Source organism: Nostoc sp., from assembly GCF_036917675.1.
Taxonomy (GTDB): Bacteria; Cyanobacteriota; Cyanobacteriia; order Cyanobacteriales; family Nostocaceae; genus Nostoc.
Map to the genome: position 1 here is coordinate 95,395 of NZ_JBALCT010000052.1, position 15,972 is coordinate 111,366.

Consider the following 15,972-nt stretch of genomic DNA (forward strand, 5'->3'; position numbering starts at 1 on the left):
CGGGGTTATCATACACTCATCTTAATTACTGGAGTCAAAAGCATGGTTGCAATCAGCGGACTCTCTGGCAATGAAATCTTCTGTCTTCGACAACAGGGTATGTATCCAGGAGATTTAGTCATTGGCAACAGTGTCTTTTCACTGGGGCTAATTGGGGGAATTGCATCAGGACTAAAAACCATTGTCGGCGGAGAAGTCACCGAAGTCACCAGCATGATTCATGAAGGAAGGCAAAAAGCTTATGCGCGGATGTCGGCTGAAGCACAAAAGCATGGCGGAATTGGCATCACAGGCGTTTCTAATGATTTAGTGCAACAAGTCGGCAATGTTGAATTCCTCTCTATTGGCTCCTGTGTTCACCAAGGTGAAGAAAAATCCGAAAAATTAGAATTTTCTACTTCCGCCGATGGACAGGAACTCTATTGCCAAATTGATGCCGGATTTGCACCCAAAAAATTTGTCTTTGGCAATGTTGCCTACTCCATTGGATTAGGCGGTGGAATACTCGGCTCTCTCAAAAGTTTAAAACGCGGAGAAATTAAAGAATTTTCCGAAATATTCAACCAAACTCGTCACTTAGCCTTAAAGCGAATTGAGTCTGAAGCCTTAAGTACAGGGGCTAATGCTGTGGTTGGAATTCAGACATCAATTATTCCCTTTGCCGGGATGCAAGAGATGGTGATGATTGGTACTGCTTCTTACCATCCCGCCCTTAAAGTAGCCTTTAGTCAAACTCCTATTACCAGCGATTTAACTAATCAAGAAATGTGGAACCTGATCAACCTGGGTTATATGCCTTTAAAGTTGCTTTTGGGTGTTTCCGTATATTCTCTTGGTTTTGTTGGGGGAATCACATCAGCATTCAAGTCATTTGTCCGTGGTGAAATTAATGAATTGACTACATTAATTTATGAAGCACGCGAACAAGCCATTGCTCACATCGCTACTGATGCTCGTAATAGTGGAGCTGACCAAGTTGTTGGTATTAAAACTTATGTTTATCAGTTAGGTAGTGGCATTATAGAGTTTATGGCGATCGGCACTGCTGTCAAAAAGCTGCCAGGAATTACCACTCACTCCACTACTTTAATACCCCAAGCAATTATTCCAGATCGAGACACCTTTATAAACACAGCTGAAGGTACTCTCATGACCAAATTAAATCAACCCTCTTGACATTCTCCCCACCTTCTACCAAGTAAGGTGGGGAGGATGTCAATGATATAAAGCTCAACATCAACCCACAAGAGAAGCGCGGTAGCGTTGGGAGCTTCGTGGCTTTAGCCCGAAGAGGAAAACGCACACGAGCGGCGAAAGTGATCGGGGGAAGTTTCCCCCGGCGCATTTCGCGTTTTAACCGCCTACAGATATTCTCAACCATGATGAGGATCGTTGATATACCTTTCTATAGTATCAGCAGCAATGTTTCCAGCAGTTGTGAAAAAATAGCTGTTTGTCCATAGAGACGGCAGCTTTTTTAATTCTGGAAATTCAAGACGCAGCAAGTAAGCAGACCTACCTTTAAAAGCCTTCACGACTTGATTAATTGCATCGGTAGGATGAACTTCGACAAAAAGATGAATGTGGTCAGGTGCTATATCCATTGCCCTAATTGCCCATTCTTTTTCTATTGCCAACTCTTGAAAGATTTGAATCAGTCGGGTTTTTACATCTCCAATCAATACTTTTTTGCGCCGCTTTGGTATCCAAACTAAATGAACAACCGCTAACCCGACCGAGTGATTGTAATGGCGATACTGGTAAGATGTTTTCCTCCTTTTTTTATAAAGTTCTACCTTTGTAGTGTATCATTGGTTAAGAGCAAACAACAAAGCAAACAACAAACTATCTATACAAGTCCGTTGGAATTACAAACTACAACCGAATAAGGCGCAACAAGCACTTATGGGTCAGTGGCTTGTAACACTTCGGAAACATAGAAACTATTGTCTAGCAGAACGCAAGCGCGGTTTTGAAACTAATAATCAAGACTCAGTGAAGCCCGTGATGTATGGCTATGCCGCTTACTCTGATATTGAAACTCGTGCTGAGTACGGCGCCTCATGCCCGTTAACGTGTCCAGTCGTCAAGCATGGTGTAATGTCTGCTGGCTTAACCAAAAGCAGTAAAGGCACTTTAAAATGGGGCAGTGCAGCAGATGTTCAAAGTAAAAGAACTACTGAGTTAAGGTCTGAAAATCCCTACTATGCCCGAATTAACTCAGATGTTTTACAAGGCAACTTAGCTAAGTTAGATACGGCTTACAACGGATTCTTTCAGCATAAACGCGGTTTTCCTGCTTTCAGAAAAGTCTCTAATTTTAATAGTTTCCAGTACAAGCCGGGACAATCTCAATTTGATATCAAGCGGGATGGTAAGACTGACAGAAATGGGAAACGTAAAGACTGCTATTCCCATGTCTACTTACCCGGAATTGGGGATATGCGATATTTAGATAGTCGCGCTATCCCCAATGATGTCGCTTTCCGTTCCGTTACGGTAATAAAAAAAGCAGATGGCTGGTACATTAGCGTACTGCTTAATCTAGTAAATGAATTACCAGTTATTAGTCTTATTGAAACTGTCAAATCGGCTGTAGGTATTGATGTCGGAATTAACAAATTTATTTCATTGTCAGATGGATCTTTTGTTGAAAACCCCAAATTCTCAACCAACAAAAAGACCCGTAGACAGCTAAGAATTAGGCAACGCCGGATTAATCGTAAAATCAAAGGCTCTAAGAATCGCAGTAAAGCGGGATGTAAAGTAGCCAAGCTCCATAAAAAGATTGCGGATAAACGAAATGATTATCAATGGAAAGCAGCCAATAAAGTTGTTCATAGTGCTACTGCGATTGTTCAAGAGGATCTAAATATCAAAGCTATGAAGTGTCGCTGTAAACCTAAAAGAGAGAAAGGGCGATTCATGGCTAATGGACAATCTGCAAAACGTGGATTGAACCGCTCCATATCTGATGCTAGTTGGGGTGAACTGAATTCTTTGATTGCTTGGTTAGCAATGAAATCTGGCAAGCCTGTATTATCAGTTAATCCTAAGTTTACATCTCAGGAATGTTCGGACTGCCATCATATTAGTAAAGACAATAGAGATGGCGAGAAATTTATTTGTGAAAGCTGTGGTCATATTGACCATGCCGATACGCAAGCTTCTCGTACAATTTTGCGTAGAGCCAATTTAAAATTCGTCAGCATAAGACGTAAAAACCTACCGGGGGACTCTCGGAAAGTCACGCTTGTCAGTTATGATTCTGCCAGTAATGGCGAACAGAATCAGGGCAGGAACCGTACATCTAAGGTAATGCCTGAAAAGCGGATATTATTTGAACAGTTAAGTTTGTTCAATTAAGAATCCCCGTTCCCTTTAGGGCGGGGAGTGTCAAAATACCAAAGGTAAAATAGGGGACTGAACACAAATCGCATCCAAAACACCTTAGAAAACTTATTTCAAGATTCTGCCCGTTGTTTGCACTCAGGACGACGGGTAGTATCTTACTTATCGCTATAAGCATTGGCTGGCAAGCTTTTAGTCTATTTTCGTCTCCATTATTTACTTCACCTAATTTTTCTTTTGCTCCCCGATTACTGAATCGGTCTTCTAGATCAACTTTTATTGAGGCAACTTAGCGGGTTTTAAATTTCTGGCTTTGTAGAACATTTCCAAGCTGTTGCGATCGCCTACAAAACGCCAGTGCCAAGGCTCATAACTCACACCTTGAACATTATCTTTAGGAAATGACATTTCAAAGCTGAAACGCGCTGCATTTGCTTGCATCCACTGATAAGCCTTGGTATGGTCAAAGTTAGTTTGGAGATTAGTTGCTGGTACTGCTCCATCTGCAATATCCACAGCATAACCTGTGTGATGTTCGCTATGACCAGGAGGAGCGCTGAGGGCAGCTCGTTCTGCTGGCGTCTGATTTCGTTGGGCACCGACAGCAAAAAATAACTGCTCCTGATCTTTGACTGAGCGAAAGCCAGAAATAGGTACTAAAATTACACCTGCACTCCGCGCTGCTGCTACCATCTCCTCAAACTTTTGGGCAGCAGCTTTTCGCATTCTAATGCCCCTATTTGCAAAGATGGTTACTAGTTCTGATTCAGGGGCTTCTGGGTATGGAAAATGCCCTAACACAGTATCGCTAGAATTAGTAGATGCTGCTGGAGTTGCAGGAGCAGAAGTAGTGGGCGAGGGTTGAGAATCGGCGGTTTTTTTGGGTGCAGTGACGAAAAACAAAAAACCGCTAATTAAAGCCAGCAGGACAAATCCTGCAACTCCGCCAATCAGGACAATTCGAGTTTGCAACCAAATTTTAGGTGTTGCATCAGGGGTATCGCGTACAGCCACTGGAATATCATCACCAAAGTCATTCGATGAGTTTTGCGGTTTTCCAGAAAACCCAGCCTTATTCAAGGGTAAACTCCTGTTTCTGTGGGATAGCCATAACAGATTTTGCACTGGACAAAAGTAGACGTAACAGCTAGCATTTTACATCTGTGGTTTTTAGGCGCAATCTTGATAAACCTTTTAGAACTATACGTCAAGCTGGGAGGATTAGTCCTGGTAGGTTTTATTATGGGACGCAAACTACCTGTGACAGTTCCTACACGTTTGGGACAGTTCCTTTTTCGGGTGGGAGTACCCATAAGCATAGTATCGTTTTTGCATCGATCTAGCTTGTCGGGGCAAATTTGGATTGCACCTGCCTTCGCTTACTTAGCCATTTTACTAGGAGGATTTTTAGCTTGGCTAGCCATTAAAGGACAAGCCTATTTTAAAAATACCGTCCCCCAACAATCGACTCAGGCTAGCTTGATATTAGCAGCAATGTTGGGTAACACAGGTTATCTTGGCTTTCCCATTACTTTAGCAATGGTAGGCAAGGAATACTTTGCTTGGGCGCTATTTTACGATTTGTTCGGTTCATTCCCAGGAACTTATGGCTTGGGTGTGTTACTAGCAGCGCGTTTTGGCGGCGGTGTACATAATCATTGGCAGATTGCTAAGTCCATCTTAATTAATCCTGCCCTGTGGGGTTTCGGATTTGGCTTGCTGTTTCGGGAGGTGACAATTCCCACAGTCGCGGAATTCTGGTTAGAGAAATTTGCTTGGAGTGTCGTAACTTTATCTTTGATGTTAATTGGGATGCGACTGGCGCTGCTCAAGTCTTGGCGTAGCTTACCACAAGCAGTGATAAGCTTGGGAATCAAAATGTTGCTGGTTCCCTTGATATTGGGGAGTATTTTACCACTGTTTGGATTAACTGGGGCGATCGCAAAAGTCATCGTGCTACAAATGGCCATGCCTCCAGCTTTCGCCACACTGGTAATTGCTGAGACATTCAATCTCGATCGCGATCTGGCAGTAACTGCTTTAGCTGCTGGGGCTATACTATTGCTGGTGACTCTCCCAGTTTGGCTGTGGCTGTTTTGATTTGGGTGTGATGCGATGCGATCGCTTAAACTTCTACTGGGTGCTGCCCATAATATGGCAAAGCCTCTGACCAATTAGGACACTTCCCCTCTTGCCAATCGAGATTAGCTAGTTCCAAAATACTTGTCACCGTCGCTGCTAGCCCAGATTGAGCTTGAATCAGCTGATAATTAGTGTTCCAATTCGCTAAAGTTTCCTGCCATGCTTCTGGTGTCAAAACTCTATCTGACAAACACGCTCTTAGTTTAGAATCATCTGGCTCAAACTGATAAATAGCAGCAAAAATTTGACCTCGTTGTGCTGGCATTTCCACAGCAATAGTTTTGGGATTTTGACTTTTGCCTGCTTCTGACCAAGCTACCGCAGCCAAAGTTGAAATCGCAAATACAGGAATATCTAACTGTTGCCCCAAAGTACGAGCAGTGACAACACCAATCCGAGTTCCCGTAAAGCCGCCAGGTCCTTTTGCAACTGCGATATAAGACAAATCTGCCCAAGTTTGGGGTTTGATAAATTCAATTAAATATTGATGTATTAAGCTAGATAAATCACGCCCCAAATTCCAAACTTGAGAGCGAGTCTCACCTGCAAAATTACTAACTGCCAAACCCAATTCGGGAGTGGTGGTGTGCAGTGATAAAGCATATTTTTTTGTTGTGAGGTGTTTTAGTTCTGTGGTCAAAGTTAATTAAAATATTGATTTTTTAGAGTGTACTTGATTTATCTATTCAACCACATCATAGTCAAGTTTCCATCCCCGTGAGGGGAAGTGATTGAAGAAACTTTATGTACTCGACCTTAGTGGTCAACTTACACCTGTTTCCATCCCCGTGAGGGGAAGTGATTGAAAAAACTAAACGTGGCATCCATGAACTTAAAGTTGGATTAGGTTTCCATCCCCGTGAGGGGAAGTGATTGAAGAAACTTTATTATCTGGTATGTTCTGGGAAGGGATTATTATCTGTTTCCATCCCCGTGAGGGGAAGTGATTGAAGAAACAAAAACATCGAAAGATGGGAAAGAGCAAGATTTTGAGTTTCCATCCCCGTGAGGGGAAGTGATTGAACAAACTTCGATTGTAATTCCAGAAACCCAAGAGTTCAATATAGAGTTTCCATCCCCGTGAGGGGAAGTGATTGAAGAAACTCAAACTAATCCCAGCTAGTTGTCCGTTTGCTAAAGTTTCCATCCCCGTGAGGGGAAGTGATTGAAGAAACTGCTTTTTCTTCAATTAGTGGTGGTGCTACTAAAGGTTTCCATCCCCGTGAGGGGAAGTGATTGAAGAAACCCTACCCTTTTATAACCCTTACTGTGACTGGTTTTGAAGGGTCATTTTCGAGGGGGTCTAATTTATTTGTCAATAAGTCTAAATTATTGACAAAAAAGGTAACAGTACACCCCTCAAACGCTTACACAGCAGCTTATCGAGGGGGTCAACGAAAGAATAAGGGTTTGAGCGATCGCCATACCCCCTCGAAAAAGTTACGTGTGTAAAGTCAAAATAAATATTTTTGCTTTCACTAGGAAACTTGGTATTGAATTGTCAAGGTTCTGTTATTAATGGGCATAAATATAACATACTACTGTTAACTTGTCAAATCGGCACTAATTCACTAGGATGCAACTTCGACCACTTACCCATTTACCGAATAACATCCCATTCCATTTCAATCACATCTTCTTGAGTCCGAATGTTGACATTGTATAGAAGCTTTATTCGGATCAAAATTTTTCAAATTTATATCTCCGACATCTAAAAGAAGTCGGGGATCTGGACATGGGATTGCTATACGTTGAGTTTTCCCCATTTGACAAGACTCTAATTTTGTTAACTTAACACCAATGGGAAGATGCCCACCCCACAGGAGATATTGCGATCATTCTCTTTCCCGGAACCCTGGATATTAATACCCTCCTTTAATCTTCTGGGGTACAAAACCTGGAATGTCAGTAGTGTCAATTGCAAAGACGAAAAACTTGTTTGGGTTCTCGATACCTGCTGGATGGTAAGTGTCCGGCGTTATGGTACCAATGAAGTCGTTATCGTTGGTGATGAAAAGCGTATGCTTGATTACGCGGTTGATAACCACATCTGATCCGAAAGCCAAACCTTCAAGCTTGGCAGGTATGTCCTCTGTTTTGATCCCATTCTGAGTCAGCGTAGCTACTACATCGAGGAACAGAGTCTTGCTAACTGCCTTACCAGCAAGATTACTTTCCCCGGTGATATTGCTTACTTCTTGAGCATTCGTCAGATCGATATGGTATATTTTCTTGAAGGCAGCTTGAGAGCCATCGCCCAACCCCTTGCCATCTCGTTCGTCTACTAGGAATTCGCGATCGTTGATGGACAAAATCTCACTTACTGTCGGGTATTTCGGTTTAGCTGCGGTGCCGATATTATCTAACTGATAGGCGTATTCCTTGGTGGCACCTGTTGCAATGTCGATCTTAACAATTCTGGTGTAAGCGCCATTAGTACCCCCATCCTGGATTAGTGGACTCTGCATGATGCCGACTAGAGTCTTGCCATTAGGGGTAATCGCAAGTCCTTCCATACCCTTGTTCGCAACACGTCCAGACGTGTTACTGCTAATCTCTGTAGCACCAACAGGACTTAGGTTTTTGACTGCGAACTTGCTGTCGAGCGTAAAGACCTTGATGCGCTTACCTGTCTCGCGGTTGAATTCGTACACATAGGGTCCGTATTCATCGGAGATAAAGATGGACTCACCATCATTGGATACACGCACGCCCTCAGGATCGAAGCGGGCATCATTGGGATTGGTCGATATCTGGGTGGGGTCGAAGTTGTCTGAGCGTCCAGTGAAATAGTAGGTATTCTTGGCATTTAGGGCAGGGACTCCGCTCGGCAGCCCCAGTCCCATCCCAGTCCCATAGTCTAGAGGTTTCTTGCTCGATAGCAGGGTTGTGTCAATTAGAGAAGGAGTAAGAGTAAAGGGCAACGCTGAACCAAGGTGGCTTGGTACGAGTTTCAGACTGATAGTTTGAAAGCGGTTGATGTAGGATGTTGTGTCATCCACAGCGCTATTGTATGCCTTGGCATTCGGACCCCGATCTGGGACAGCGATGAAGGTGTTACGGCCAGCGTAGGCCAGTCCTGACCCAAAACCACCGAGGACGTTTCCTGGAACACCGCTTTCGAGCGGAGCGGAGGTTTTTCTGGAGAGATCGCTGATGTTACCGCTTAGGCTCCCAATTGCGATCAGCTTAACCTCTGCGTTGGCGGCGGGGGCAGCAAAAAATGACGCTAACAAGAACAGAATGAGATTTCTCTTGAGCATATCAGTATTCCTACTAGGGGCAATATTTACTGAGGGACATTGTATTTTTTTTACTTAATCATTATGTATGCCTAATGATTAAGCTATTCTTAAGCAAATATTAAATAAAAGTTAATTCATGAATTGCTCATGTCCGCCAGTATTAAGTGAAGCTATGGACTGGGCATAATATCAAGTCCGCTTAATTACTTATTACAGCAGTTTTCATCTATTTGAACCACATCTTTCGTACGGGCACAGCAATGCTCATTGGTGTCAACTTAAGCGCAAACCCCTTTAAAACCTCGTTTCCAGACTCTGGCTGGAAATGCTGCTCTTGGCGGCTCTGCCGCTTTTCAAGAGGCTCCGCCTCTAGAACGGCATTCCCAGTCGGAGACTCTTAACGAGACAATCTAAAAGCTAGTTACAATACCTTCGCCAAAATTAGAGGGTTACAGCTAGACAAAAAAGCTAAATTATTTAGACAGTAAGGGTTTCAGGCTTTTGAATTGAGGTTTAAACCCATAGCCCAAAACCCGCATTCTACGGGCATTCTAAAAAATTGGCGAAGGTATTGTAGTTAGAGACTGGTTTTCACGTTAAGTTGACACCTATGAGCAATGCTGTGCCCTTATTGCGTGGTCTATTTACCTGAAAATAGCTGTAAACCCAAAGAACCCCACCCCGCCAAAGCTACGCTTTGTCTCCCCTCCCCGCAAGCAAGCAGGGGATTAAGAGGGGGGGTGTAATGATTGTGGTTAGAATAACTAATTATGCGGACATGATATAAGAAGGGAAACGAGAGTACATACTTTTTTACCCGCATTTGTCACTTATGAAAAATGTGGGTAAAGTTACCCTTATAGTTATCTACAAAAATATCTACGACTACTGCTGTTTGGTGCAGTAGTCACCTTTAAGATATACTGATCATTTTCTATCAAGTCGGCACTAATTCACCAGGACGCAACTTCGACCACTTACCCGTTTCCCGCTTAAAGCTCAGACAACCAACAACATCCCATTCCATTTCAATTACATCCTCTTTAGTCCGAATGTTGACATTGATCGAAGGTTCATTCGGATCAAAATTTGGTGTTTCGGTCAAGTGAGGCTGTTGGTGCTGCCCTTCTACGGCATGATAGGTAAAACAGCTGTCTACATAGTGGCAATTCACGCAAATACACATAATAGAACCAACTCCAGGCGCCTTTATTGTTAATCTAGCTTAAGCCCAACTGTTATTCATGAATTGCTGGGTTGATTTTTATTAAAATGCAGGAATCATTTCTTTCTACCCTAGCTCCCGAAAATTGGCCTTTTAGCTTGGAATGGCTGCCACAACCGGCTTACATGGTAGGTGGCGCTGTCCGAGATGCTATCCTTGGCAGAACTCGCGAATATCTGGATCTAGATTTTGTTATACCATCTAAGGCGGTAAAGGTAGCGAGAGCGATCGCTCATCATTACAAAGCTGGTTTTGTGTTACTTGATGCCAAACGACAAATTGCTCGTGTGGTTTTTCCCCACGCCACAGCTGATTTTGCCCAACAGGAAGGAAATAGTTTAGAAGTTGACTTGCACAGACGAGATTTTACAGTAAATGCGATCGCCTATAATCCTCATACGCAAGAAATTATCGATCCTCTGCAAGGTTGTCTAGACTTACAACAGGGCATTTTGCGAATGGTATCACCCGCTAACCTAAAAGATGACCCTTTGCGGTTAATGCGAGGTTATCGCCAAGCCGCCCAATTAGGTTTTACTATTGAGCCAGCTACCCAAGCCGCAATTCGTTCTTTAACATCACATATTAGCAAAGTTGCAGCCGAACGAGTTCGGGTAGAAATTGGCTATCTACTGGCAAATTCTCAGGGTACTCCTTGGATTACAAGTGCTTGGGAAGATGGTTTACTTGCCCCTTTCTTCAAAAACGCCACCCGTGAAAGCTTGATCAAACTCGCAGCAGTTGACAATGCAGCTGCCTTACTCAGCCAAAATTGGCCACAATTAGGCGCACAACTGCAAGAGTATGTCCGCGATAGTATCAAAACCACTTGGTTAGGTATTGCCAAACTTGCTTGTCTTGTCAACCCAGATCCGGAATTAGCAGAAATAGAGCTACAGGAATTAACTTATAGTCGTGCCGAAATCCGGGGTGTAATCACTGCTCTGAAACTATTACCGCAGGTTCAAGTAGTTGATATGTCCTTGCGAGAACAATACTTTTTGTTCCATGATGCAGATATGGTGTTTCCCGCTATAGCAGTGCTAGCTATGGCACTTAATAATTTGGTAGAGGCGATGTCTGGTGACAAGCCACTACACACAGCAGTTGCTACAACAGAGGAAACTAAAGCAAGGGGCTACCAAGTCTTGGCACCTTTGATCAACCGCTACTTGAACCCTGATGATCTGGTCGCTCATCCCACTGCACTAGTGAGCGGGAAGGAGTTGATCGTAGCATTAAATATTCCAGCTTCGCCAATCATCGGCCAACTGTTGGCAGAAATTGCCGTAGCACAAGCTGAGGGAAAAGTCTTAACACCAACCGAGGCGATCGCATTTGCACGTCAGTTACTTGAGACTTGATCAATTTCTATTGTTCTTCAAATCTACTAGCGAACCCCAACGAAACCAGCTTGTTCAATTGCCTTTTGCCCCTGGTCAGTTAATAAAAGTTTGGCATAGACATCCCCAATCTGCTGTTCCCGACCTTTATTTTGCTTAATAATCACAGACAAGTTAGCGATAATGGGATAGCTGCGATTTTTGATAGCCTGAATATTTAGCTGGTTGCGTTGACGTGGACATTGCTCAGGCGACACCATAGGTTCGCGATAGGGGGAAATTAGCTGACCAGAAGTCTGACCCAATGGCAAAGCCTTCACACTACATTGAGGTACTACTGAACGGGCAGAAGCGTAATATATACCACCAGGGGTTTTGCTAAGTTGGCGCACTGCCTCTGTAGTAGAGTAGACATACTGCACATTAGAGCCAAGTGCTTGATCTTTCAAGTCGCTATTGCTAGGAAATATTACTGTATCTGCGTCCTTTTGTTGTTGGGATAAAGGTGTGATGGGTAAGTTTGGCCCACCTACTTGATTCCAGTTAGTAATTTGCCCCAAATAAATTTTCTGCAATTGGTCAACAGTTAAACCTGACACATTGAGTGATGGGTTGACTACCACTGCTATCCCATCCATACCCACCTGACGTTGCTCAAGGCTAAAGCCTCGCTCTTTTGCCATAGCTTGTTCTTCATCTGTAAGGGGACGGGAGGACTGACCAAAGTCCAGTTGTCCATCAAGCAACATCCGAATGCCTGAGCTAGAACCAGGGCTACCATTAACAGGGTCTACGTAACGTAATTGTAGTTCAGGGCGAACGCTCTGGATCTGAGAATCTACCAATTGCCGGATAGATGCCCAAGCTGTACTGCCTCCGTAATTAAATGAGCCAGTGGGGACATCAGCAACTGTCTGAAAAGCTGATACATTATTAGAGCCTGCATTGAAACTTTGATTAGAGGAAGAGTTAACGCTATCGCGGGACAATAAATTCGGCTTGAGTAACCACCAAAGCAGTCCGCCAATAACTATAAGTGTCAGCACTTTACCAATAATCAAACCTCTTAGAAAGAGGGCTATTTCGTTATTAATGATAGCTTTTTTTTGATTTGTATTGTCCATACCTTTAAATGTGCTTTATTGTGTTTATCTTACAGGAATTTATAGGTATTTATTCTATAATAATGTCTAGAGATTATAAGTTATAAGTGAATGTTTAATAAACCAGTTAATAGACAGTTTTATGATTGCTAATACATGATTAATTCTTTCTAATCTAGTGAGATTCAATTTGCTCTTTCTGTGGTAGTCTTTGTAATGGTGGAATTGCTTTTATAGACTCCTCTGTTAGTAGCTGATTGGGCTATTAGGCTATTCACATTAACATTAGTAAACCGTGACTTAAATAATTTTTCTATAGAATTATTTAATTGAGTAGGTTGGTTTGAAGGCGATGTACCTGTATTAATAAATGTATAGATTAAAATTATTACTATCAGACTAGTGGTAGCACCAAGCCCTATTCCTAGTAGCAAAAGAAAGTTTTTATAAGTTAGCCAATAGCTATCATCAGTGTTTTGCTTTATGTCAGCAGATTGTGATGACTGTGAGAACGCCAAATCAGAATTAAGCGCTTGCAAAGCTTCTGCGGCAGATTGATAACGCTGGTTATAGCGATCGCAAACCATTCTATCTAAAATATTTGCAACAGCGTCACTTACCTGTGCTTGATCATGCCAGATAACTTCTCCAGTGTTAGGATCTTCTTGTAGTTGCTCAGGTATTAAACCTGTCAAAGCTTGAATGCCAATCATACCTACTGCATAGATATCGCTGCAAAGTTTTGGCTTTCCCTTAGCCTGTTCGCTTGGCATATAGCCAGGAGTCCCAACAGCAATTGTTAAGCCTGCTCCCAAAGCACCAATTTTCTTAATACTCCCAAAATCAATTAGCACAATTTTCTGATCGGAGTGCCGCCGCATTAAATTTTGGGGCTTAATATCCCGGTGAATAATGTTATGTTGGTGAACGAAGTCCAGCACTTCCAGGATCTCTTTTAATAAATTTAAGACTGCATTCTCGCTAAGACGCTGACCTGGTACAATTTCTTGAGTCAAGGCATGACCGTCAATAAATTCCTGGACTAAATAAAAATCCCCATCTTCATCAAAATGGGCAAACAGTCTAGGAATTTGATCGTGGTCGTTGCCTAGCTGGTATAAAACTTCTGCTTCCCGATCAAATAGGCTTTTAGCGATGGGTAGAATAGCAGGATTAGGATCTTTTGGGTGGAAATGTTTGACGACACAATGGGGTTGTCCTGGTAAATCCAGGTCTATTGCTAAGTAAGTATCACCAGAGCCTCCACTTCCTAACTGTTTGACAATCTCAAAGCGATTCCGAAGTCTTTTTTTGGCGATAGAGTGTTGATATCTGTTATGTCTAGCACCTGTTAACAAGTAAGTATCACCAGATTCTCCGCTTTCGAGCAGTTTGACAGTCTCAAAGCGACTCCGAAGTGTTTTTCTGACTAGAGGGTTCTGGCTCATGTGGCGTATACTACTTGTTAATTTGCTGACCATTCAGAGCAGAGCTTGAGTGAGTTTATGAATACTTGCCGCTAGATTTGTGTATTTGAGGCAGTCAGCTTTTCAGGCTACCTATGCTTTGGAGCAGTTTTATGGTTAGCTGTTTAACTAGTTCATTTAATACTTTTACCTTATAGGTATTTTAATATAAATTTATTTCTGGAATATTTCAATAATCTTATCACATGAACTACCCCAATCTTGCTTCGCCTGAAATTGGGGTTTCTACATTCCCCAAGTCGTTAGTGACAAAGTTACTTTGAGATTTCTGATGCTTCTTCGCCCCTAGTTGCTTCATACTTCCCGCAAGTTTTGGGGTGTGTGAAGTAGAGCTAGACGACTCTGCGCCTACGACACTGATTCCCAATCCCGGTAGAGTACCTTTCGCCCAATAAAGCATTACTTCAGCAGCAGCGATGTCCCTATCCTGAACATAATTACAAATACCACATTCATGAACTCGAATATCGAGTGTCTTTTTGTGCTGATTTGCACATTTAGGACAGGTTTGAGAAGGTTTTACTTGGCGTGCTGGAACTTCGATAATACACACCACCAATTTGCTCGACTTTATATTTAATGGCGCTTCTGGGCATTCCAAATCCAACATCAAGAATAGACTTATTCAGTCCAGCCTTTTGCTTTTTGCGCTTACCTTTCTTGACGCAGTTGTTCATAGGGGAAATCGCCAGACACTCGCTAACGCTTTTAGCGTCTCACGCCACTTACTCCCCTTGAGAGAAGACCACACTTTTCACTTCGTCTGAAAATGCTTTTAATTTTGAATTGTTAATGGTTTACTCTGTCTTTAACATATTAATTTACAGGATATTAAGTGGTTATTCAATAATTTCTACAAAACATCCCACTTTTCCGACTTTTCCCACCTTTTATTCGCATCTATTTTACTTGCAATAACTCAGTTGCATTTAGCATTCAGATCCCATGAAAACTAAGCTCGACTTTATCCATTTTTTTCGCAACGCAATCGCTATTGCTGAAACCTTTGTGGGACACGAGTTTTACTTTTTTTACTTCATCGATAATCTGTGACGTGGAAAAAGTATTTGCGAAAAAGCTAGGGTTTTTGCTGGATAAATAAAAGCGAGTTCTTAATTTTGGATAAAGTCGAGCTAAGGGTAGCTAGCTGCAATATAGCAGTCCTAAATGAGTCGTGAAAAATATAGATCAGGAAACGAACCGCCAAGAACGCCTTCGCGTAGAGAAGGACGCAAAGAGAAGAAAAAAGAAAGAGATATGTAATTTTCACAAATGATTTAGGATTGCTATAGCAGCATTCTGTTAATTAAAAAAGCCCCCAAAGGGAGGCTGATTAAGTTGTTCGCGTGGAGTGAACAACTAATAATTAATACTTACAGTAAATACATTAATCCGAACAAAATAATCCAAATCACGTCAACGAAGTGCCAGTAGATTTCGGCTGCTTCAATACCAAAGTGCTTTTTGTTACTGTAGTGACCCGGAACGCGCGATCGCCACAACACGGCAACAATTGCCAAAACTCCGATGGTAACGTGCAATCCGTGGAAACCAGTCAAAACGTAAAATGAACTAGCAAATAAATTGGTAGTTAAACCAAATTCTAAATGGGTATATTCATATACTTGACCCACCAAGAAAATAGCACCCATTATAGCGGTAATTGCTAACCAGATTCGCGCACCCCGCGTATCGTTCTTTTTAATCGCAGTGTCGGCATTGTGCATGACAAAACTACTAGAAATTAGATTGATGGTGTTGACCCCAGGTAGCAATAGTTCTAATTCTGGGGTACCGGCTGGCGGCCACACAGGTAAGGTAGCACGGAAAGCCAAGTAGGCTCCGAACAGTCCCATAAAAATCATCCCTTCAGCAATTAGAAAGACAAACAAACCAAACAGGCGATGGTCTGGATGTTCTTCATGATGACCGACGGACGCTTCCGCCGCTTGGTGATGATTTAGTTCAGTTTTAGCTGGGTCAATTATTTGACTTTGCATGAATTTTGATAAGTGGGGAGTGGGGAGTGGGGAAGGGGGGAGCAAGAATTTTAGATTTTGGATTTAGGATTTTAGA

The 15,972-nt window shown here is 42.5% G+C and carries 12 protein-coding genes, 1 pseudogene and 1 CRISPR repeat array; of the genes and pseudogenes, 4 read left to right on the top strand and 9 right to left on the bottom strand.

What is annotated here, in order from left to right:
- Positions 1-42: 42 nt before the first annotated feature.
- Positions 43-1,176 (top strand): heavy metal-binding domain-containing protein, encoded by a 1,134-nt coding sequence (locus V7K31_RS19560; protein WP_335096252.1) that lies wholly within the window; start codon positions 43-45, stop codon positions 1,174-1,176.
- 197 nt (positions 1,177-1,373) lie between these two features.
- Here the strand turns inward: V7K31_RS19560 and tnpA are convergent.
- Positions 1,374-1,769: pseudogene (gene tnpA / locus V7K31_RS19565) on the bottom strand (IS200/IS605 family transposase); the annotation flags it as partial.
- Between the two features lie 34 nt (positions 1,770-1,803).
- On the opposite strand from tnpA, the gene V7K31_RS19570 reads away from it, so the two are divergent.
- Positions 1,804-3,366, top strand: a complete 1,563-nt coding sequence (locus V7K31_RS19570) for an RNA-guided endonuclease InsQ/TnpB family protein (RefSeq protein ID WP_335096254.1) — start codon at positions 1,804-1,806, stop codon at positions 3,364-3,366.
- Between the two features lie 261 nt (positions 3,367-3,627).
- Here the strand turns inward: V7K31_RS19570 and V7K31_RS19575 are convergent, their stop codons facing one another.
- The gene (locus V7K31_RS19575; protein ID WP_335096255.1) at positions 3,628-4,431 is read right to left on the bottom strand and encodes a M15 family metallopeptidase; all 804 of its coding nucleotides are present in this window, start codon (positions 4,429-4,431) and stop codon (positions 3,628-3,630) included.
- 102 nt (positions 4,432-4,533) lie between these two features.
- On the opposite strand from V7K31_RS19575, the gene V7K31_RS19580 reads away from it, so the two are divergent.
- Positions 4,534-5,451 (top strand): AEC family transporter, encoded by a 918-nt coding sequence (locus tag V7K31_RS19580; RefSeq protein ID WP_335096294.1) that lies wholly within the window; start codon positions 4,534-4,536, stop codon positions 5,449-5,451.
- Positions 5,452-5,476: 25 nt separating this feature from the next.
- On the opposite strand, the gene tsaB is transcribed toward V7K31_RS19580, so the two are convergent.
- From tsaB to V7K31_RS19595, 3 genes are all read right to left on the bottom strand, one after another.
- Positions 5,477-6,133, bottom strand: a complete 657-nt coding sequence (tsaB, locus tag V7K31_RS19585) for a tRNA (adenosine(37)-N6)-threonylcarbamoyltransferase complex dimerization subunit type 1 TsaB (RefSeq protein ID WP_335096256.1) — start codon at positions 6,131-6,133, stop codon at positions 5,477-5,479.
- A gap of 65 nt (positions 6,134-6,198) precedes the next feature.
- A CRISPR array of direct repeats spans positions 6,199-6,734; the repeat unit is 31 nt; unit sequence GTTTCCATCCCCGTGAGGGGAAGTGATTGAA.
- Positions 6,735-7,355: 621 nt separating this feature from the next.
- Complete coding sequence (locus V7K31_RS19590) at positions 7,356-8,756, bottom strand: esterase-like activity of phytase family protein (protein ID WP_335096257.1); 1,401 nt, start codon at positions 8,754-8,756, stop codon at positions 7,356-7,358.
- A gap of 919 nt (positions 8,757-9,675) precedes the next feature.
- Positions 9,676-9,924: a Ycf34 family protein gene (locus V7K31_RS19595; RefSeq protein WP_292790237.1), complete on the bottom strand. Its 249-nt coding sequence runs from the start codon at positions 9,922-9,924 to the stop codon at positions 9,676-9,678.
- Positions 9,925-10,010: 86 nt separating this feature from the next.
- On the opposite strand from V7K31_RS19595, the gene V7K31_RS19600 reads away from it, so the two are divergent.
- Positions 10,011-11,327: a CCA tRNA nucleotidyltransferase gene (locus V7K31_RS19600; protein WP_335096259.1), complete on the top strand. Its 1,317-nt coding sequence runs from the start codon at positions 10,011-10,013 to the stop codon at positions 11,325-11,327.
- Between the two features lie 26 nt (positions 11,328-11,353).
- On the opposite strand, the gene V7K31_RS19605 is transcribed toward V7K31_RS19600, so the two are convergent.
- The 4 genes from V7K31_RS19605 to V7K31_RS19620 form a co-directional block, all read right to left on the bottom strand.
- On the bottom strand, positions 11,354-12,430 hold the full coding sequence (locus V7K31_RS19605; RefSeq protein ID WP_335096261.1) for a PstS family phosphate ABC transporter substrate-binding protein: 1,077 nt from the start codon (positions 12,428-12,430) through the stop codon (positions 11,354-11,356).
- Between the two features lie 164 nt (positions 12,431-12,594).
- Positions 12,595-13,857, bottom strand: a complete 1,263-nt coding sequence (locus V7K31_RS19610; RefSeq protein ID WP_335096263.1) for a serine/threonine-protein kinase — start codon at positions 13,855-13,857, stop codon at positions 12,595-12,597.
- Between the two features lie 229 nt (positions 13,858-14,086).
- Positions 14,087-14,506, bottom strand: a complete 420-nt coding sequence (locus V7K31_RS19615) for a zinc ribbon domain-containing protein (protein ID WP_335096295.1) — start codon at positions 14,504-14,506, stop codon at positions 14,087-14,089.
- Between the two features lie 763 nt (positions 14,507-15,269).
- Complete coding sequence (locus tag V7K31_RS19620) at positions 15,270-15,896, bottom strand: cytochrome c oxidase subunit 3 (RefSeq protein ID WP_335096264.1); 627 nt, start codon at positions 15,894-15,896, stop codon at positions 15,270-15,272.
- Between the last annotated feature and the right edge of the window lie 76 nt (positions 15,897-15,972).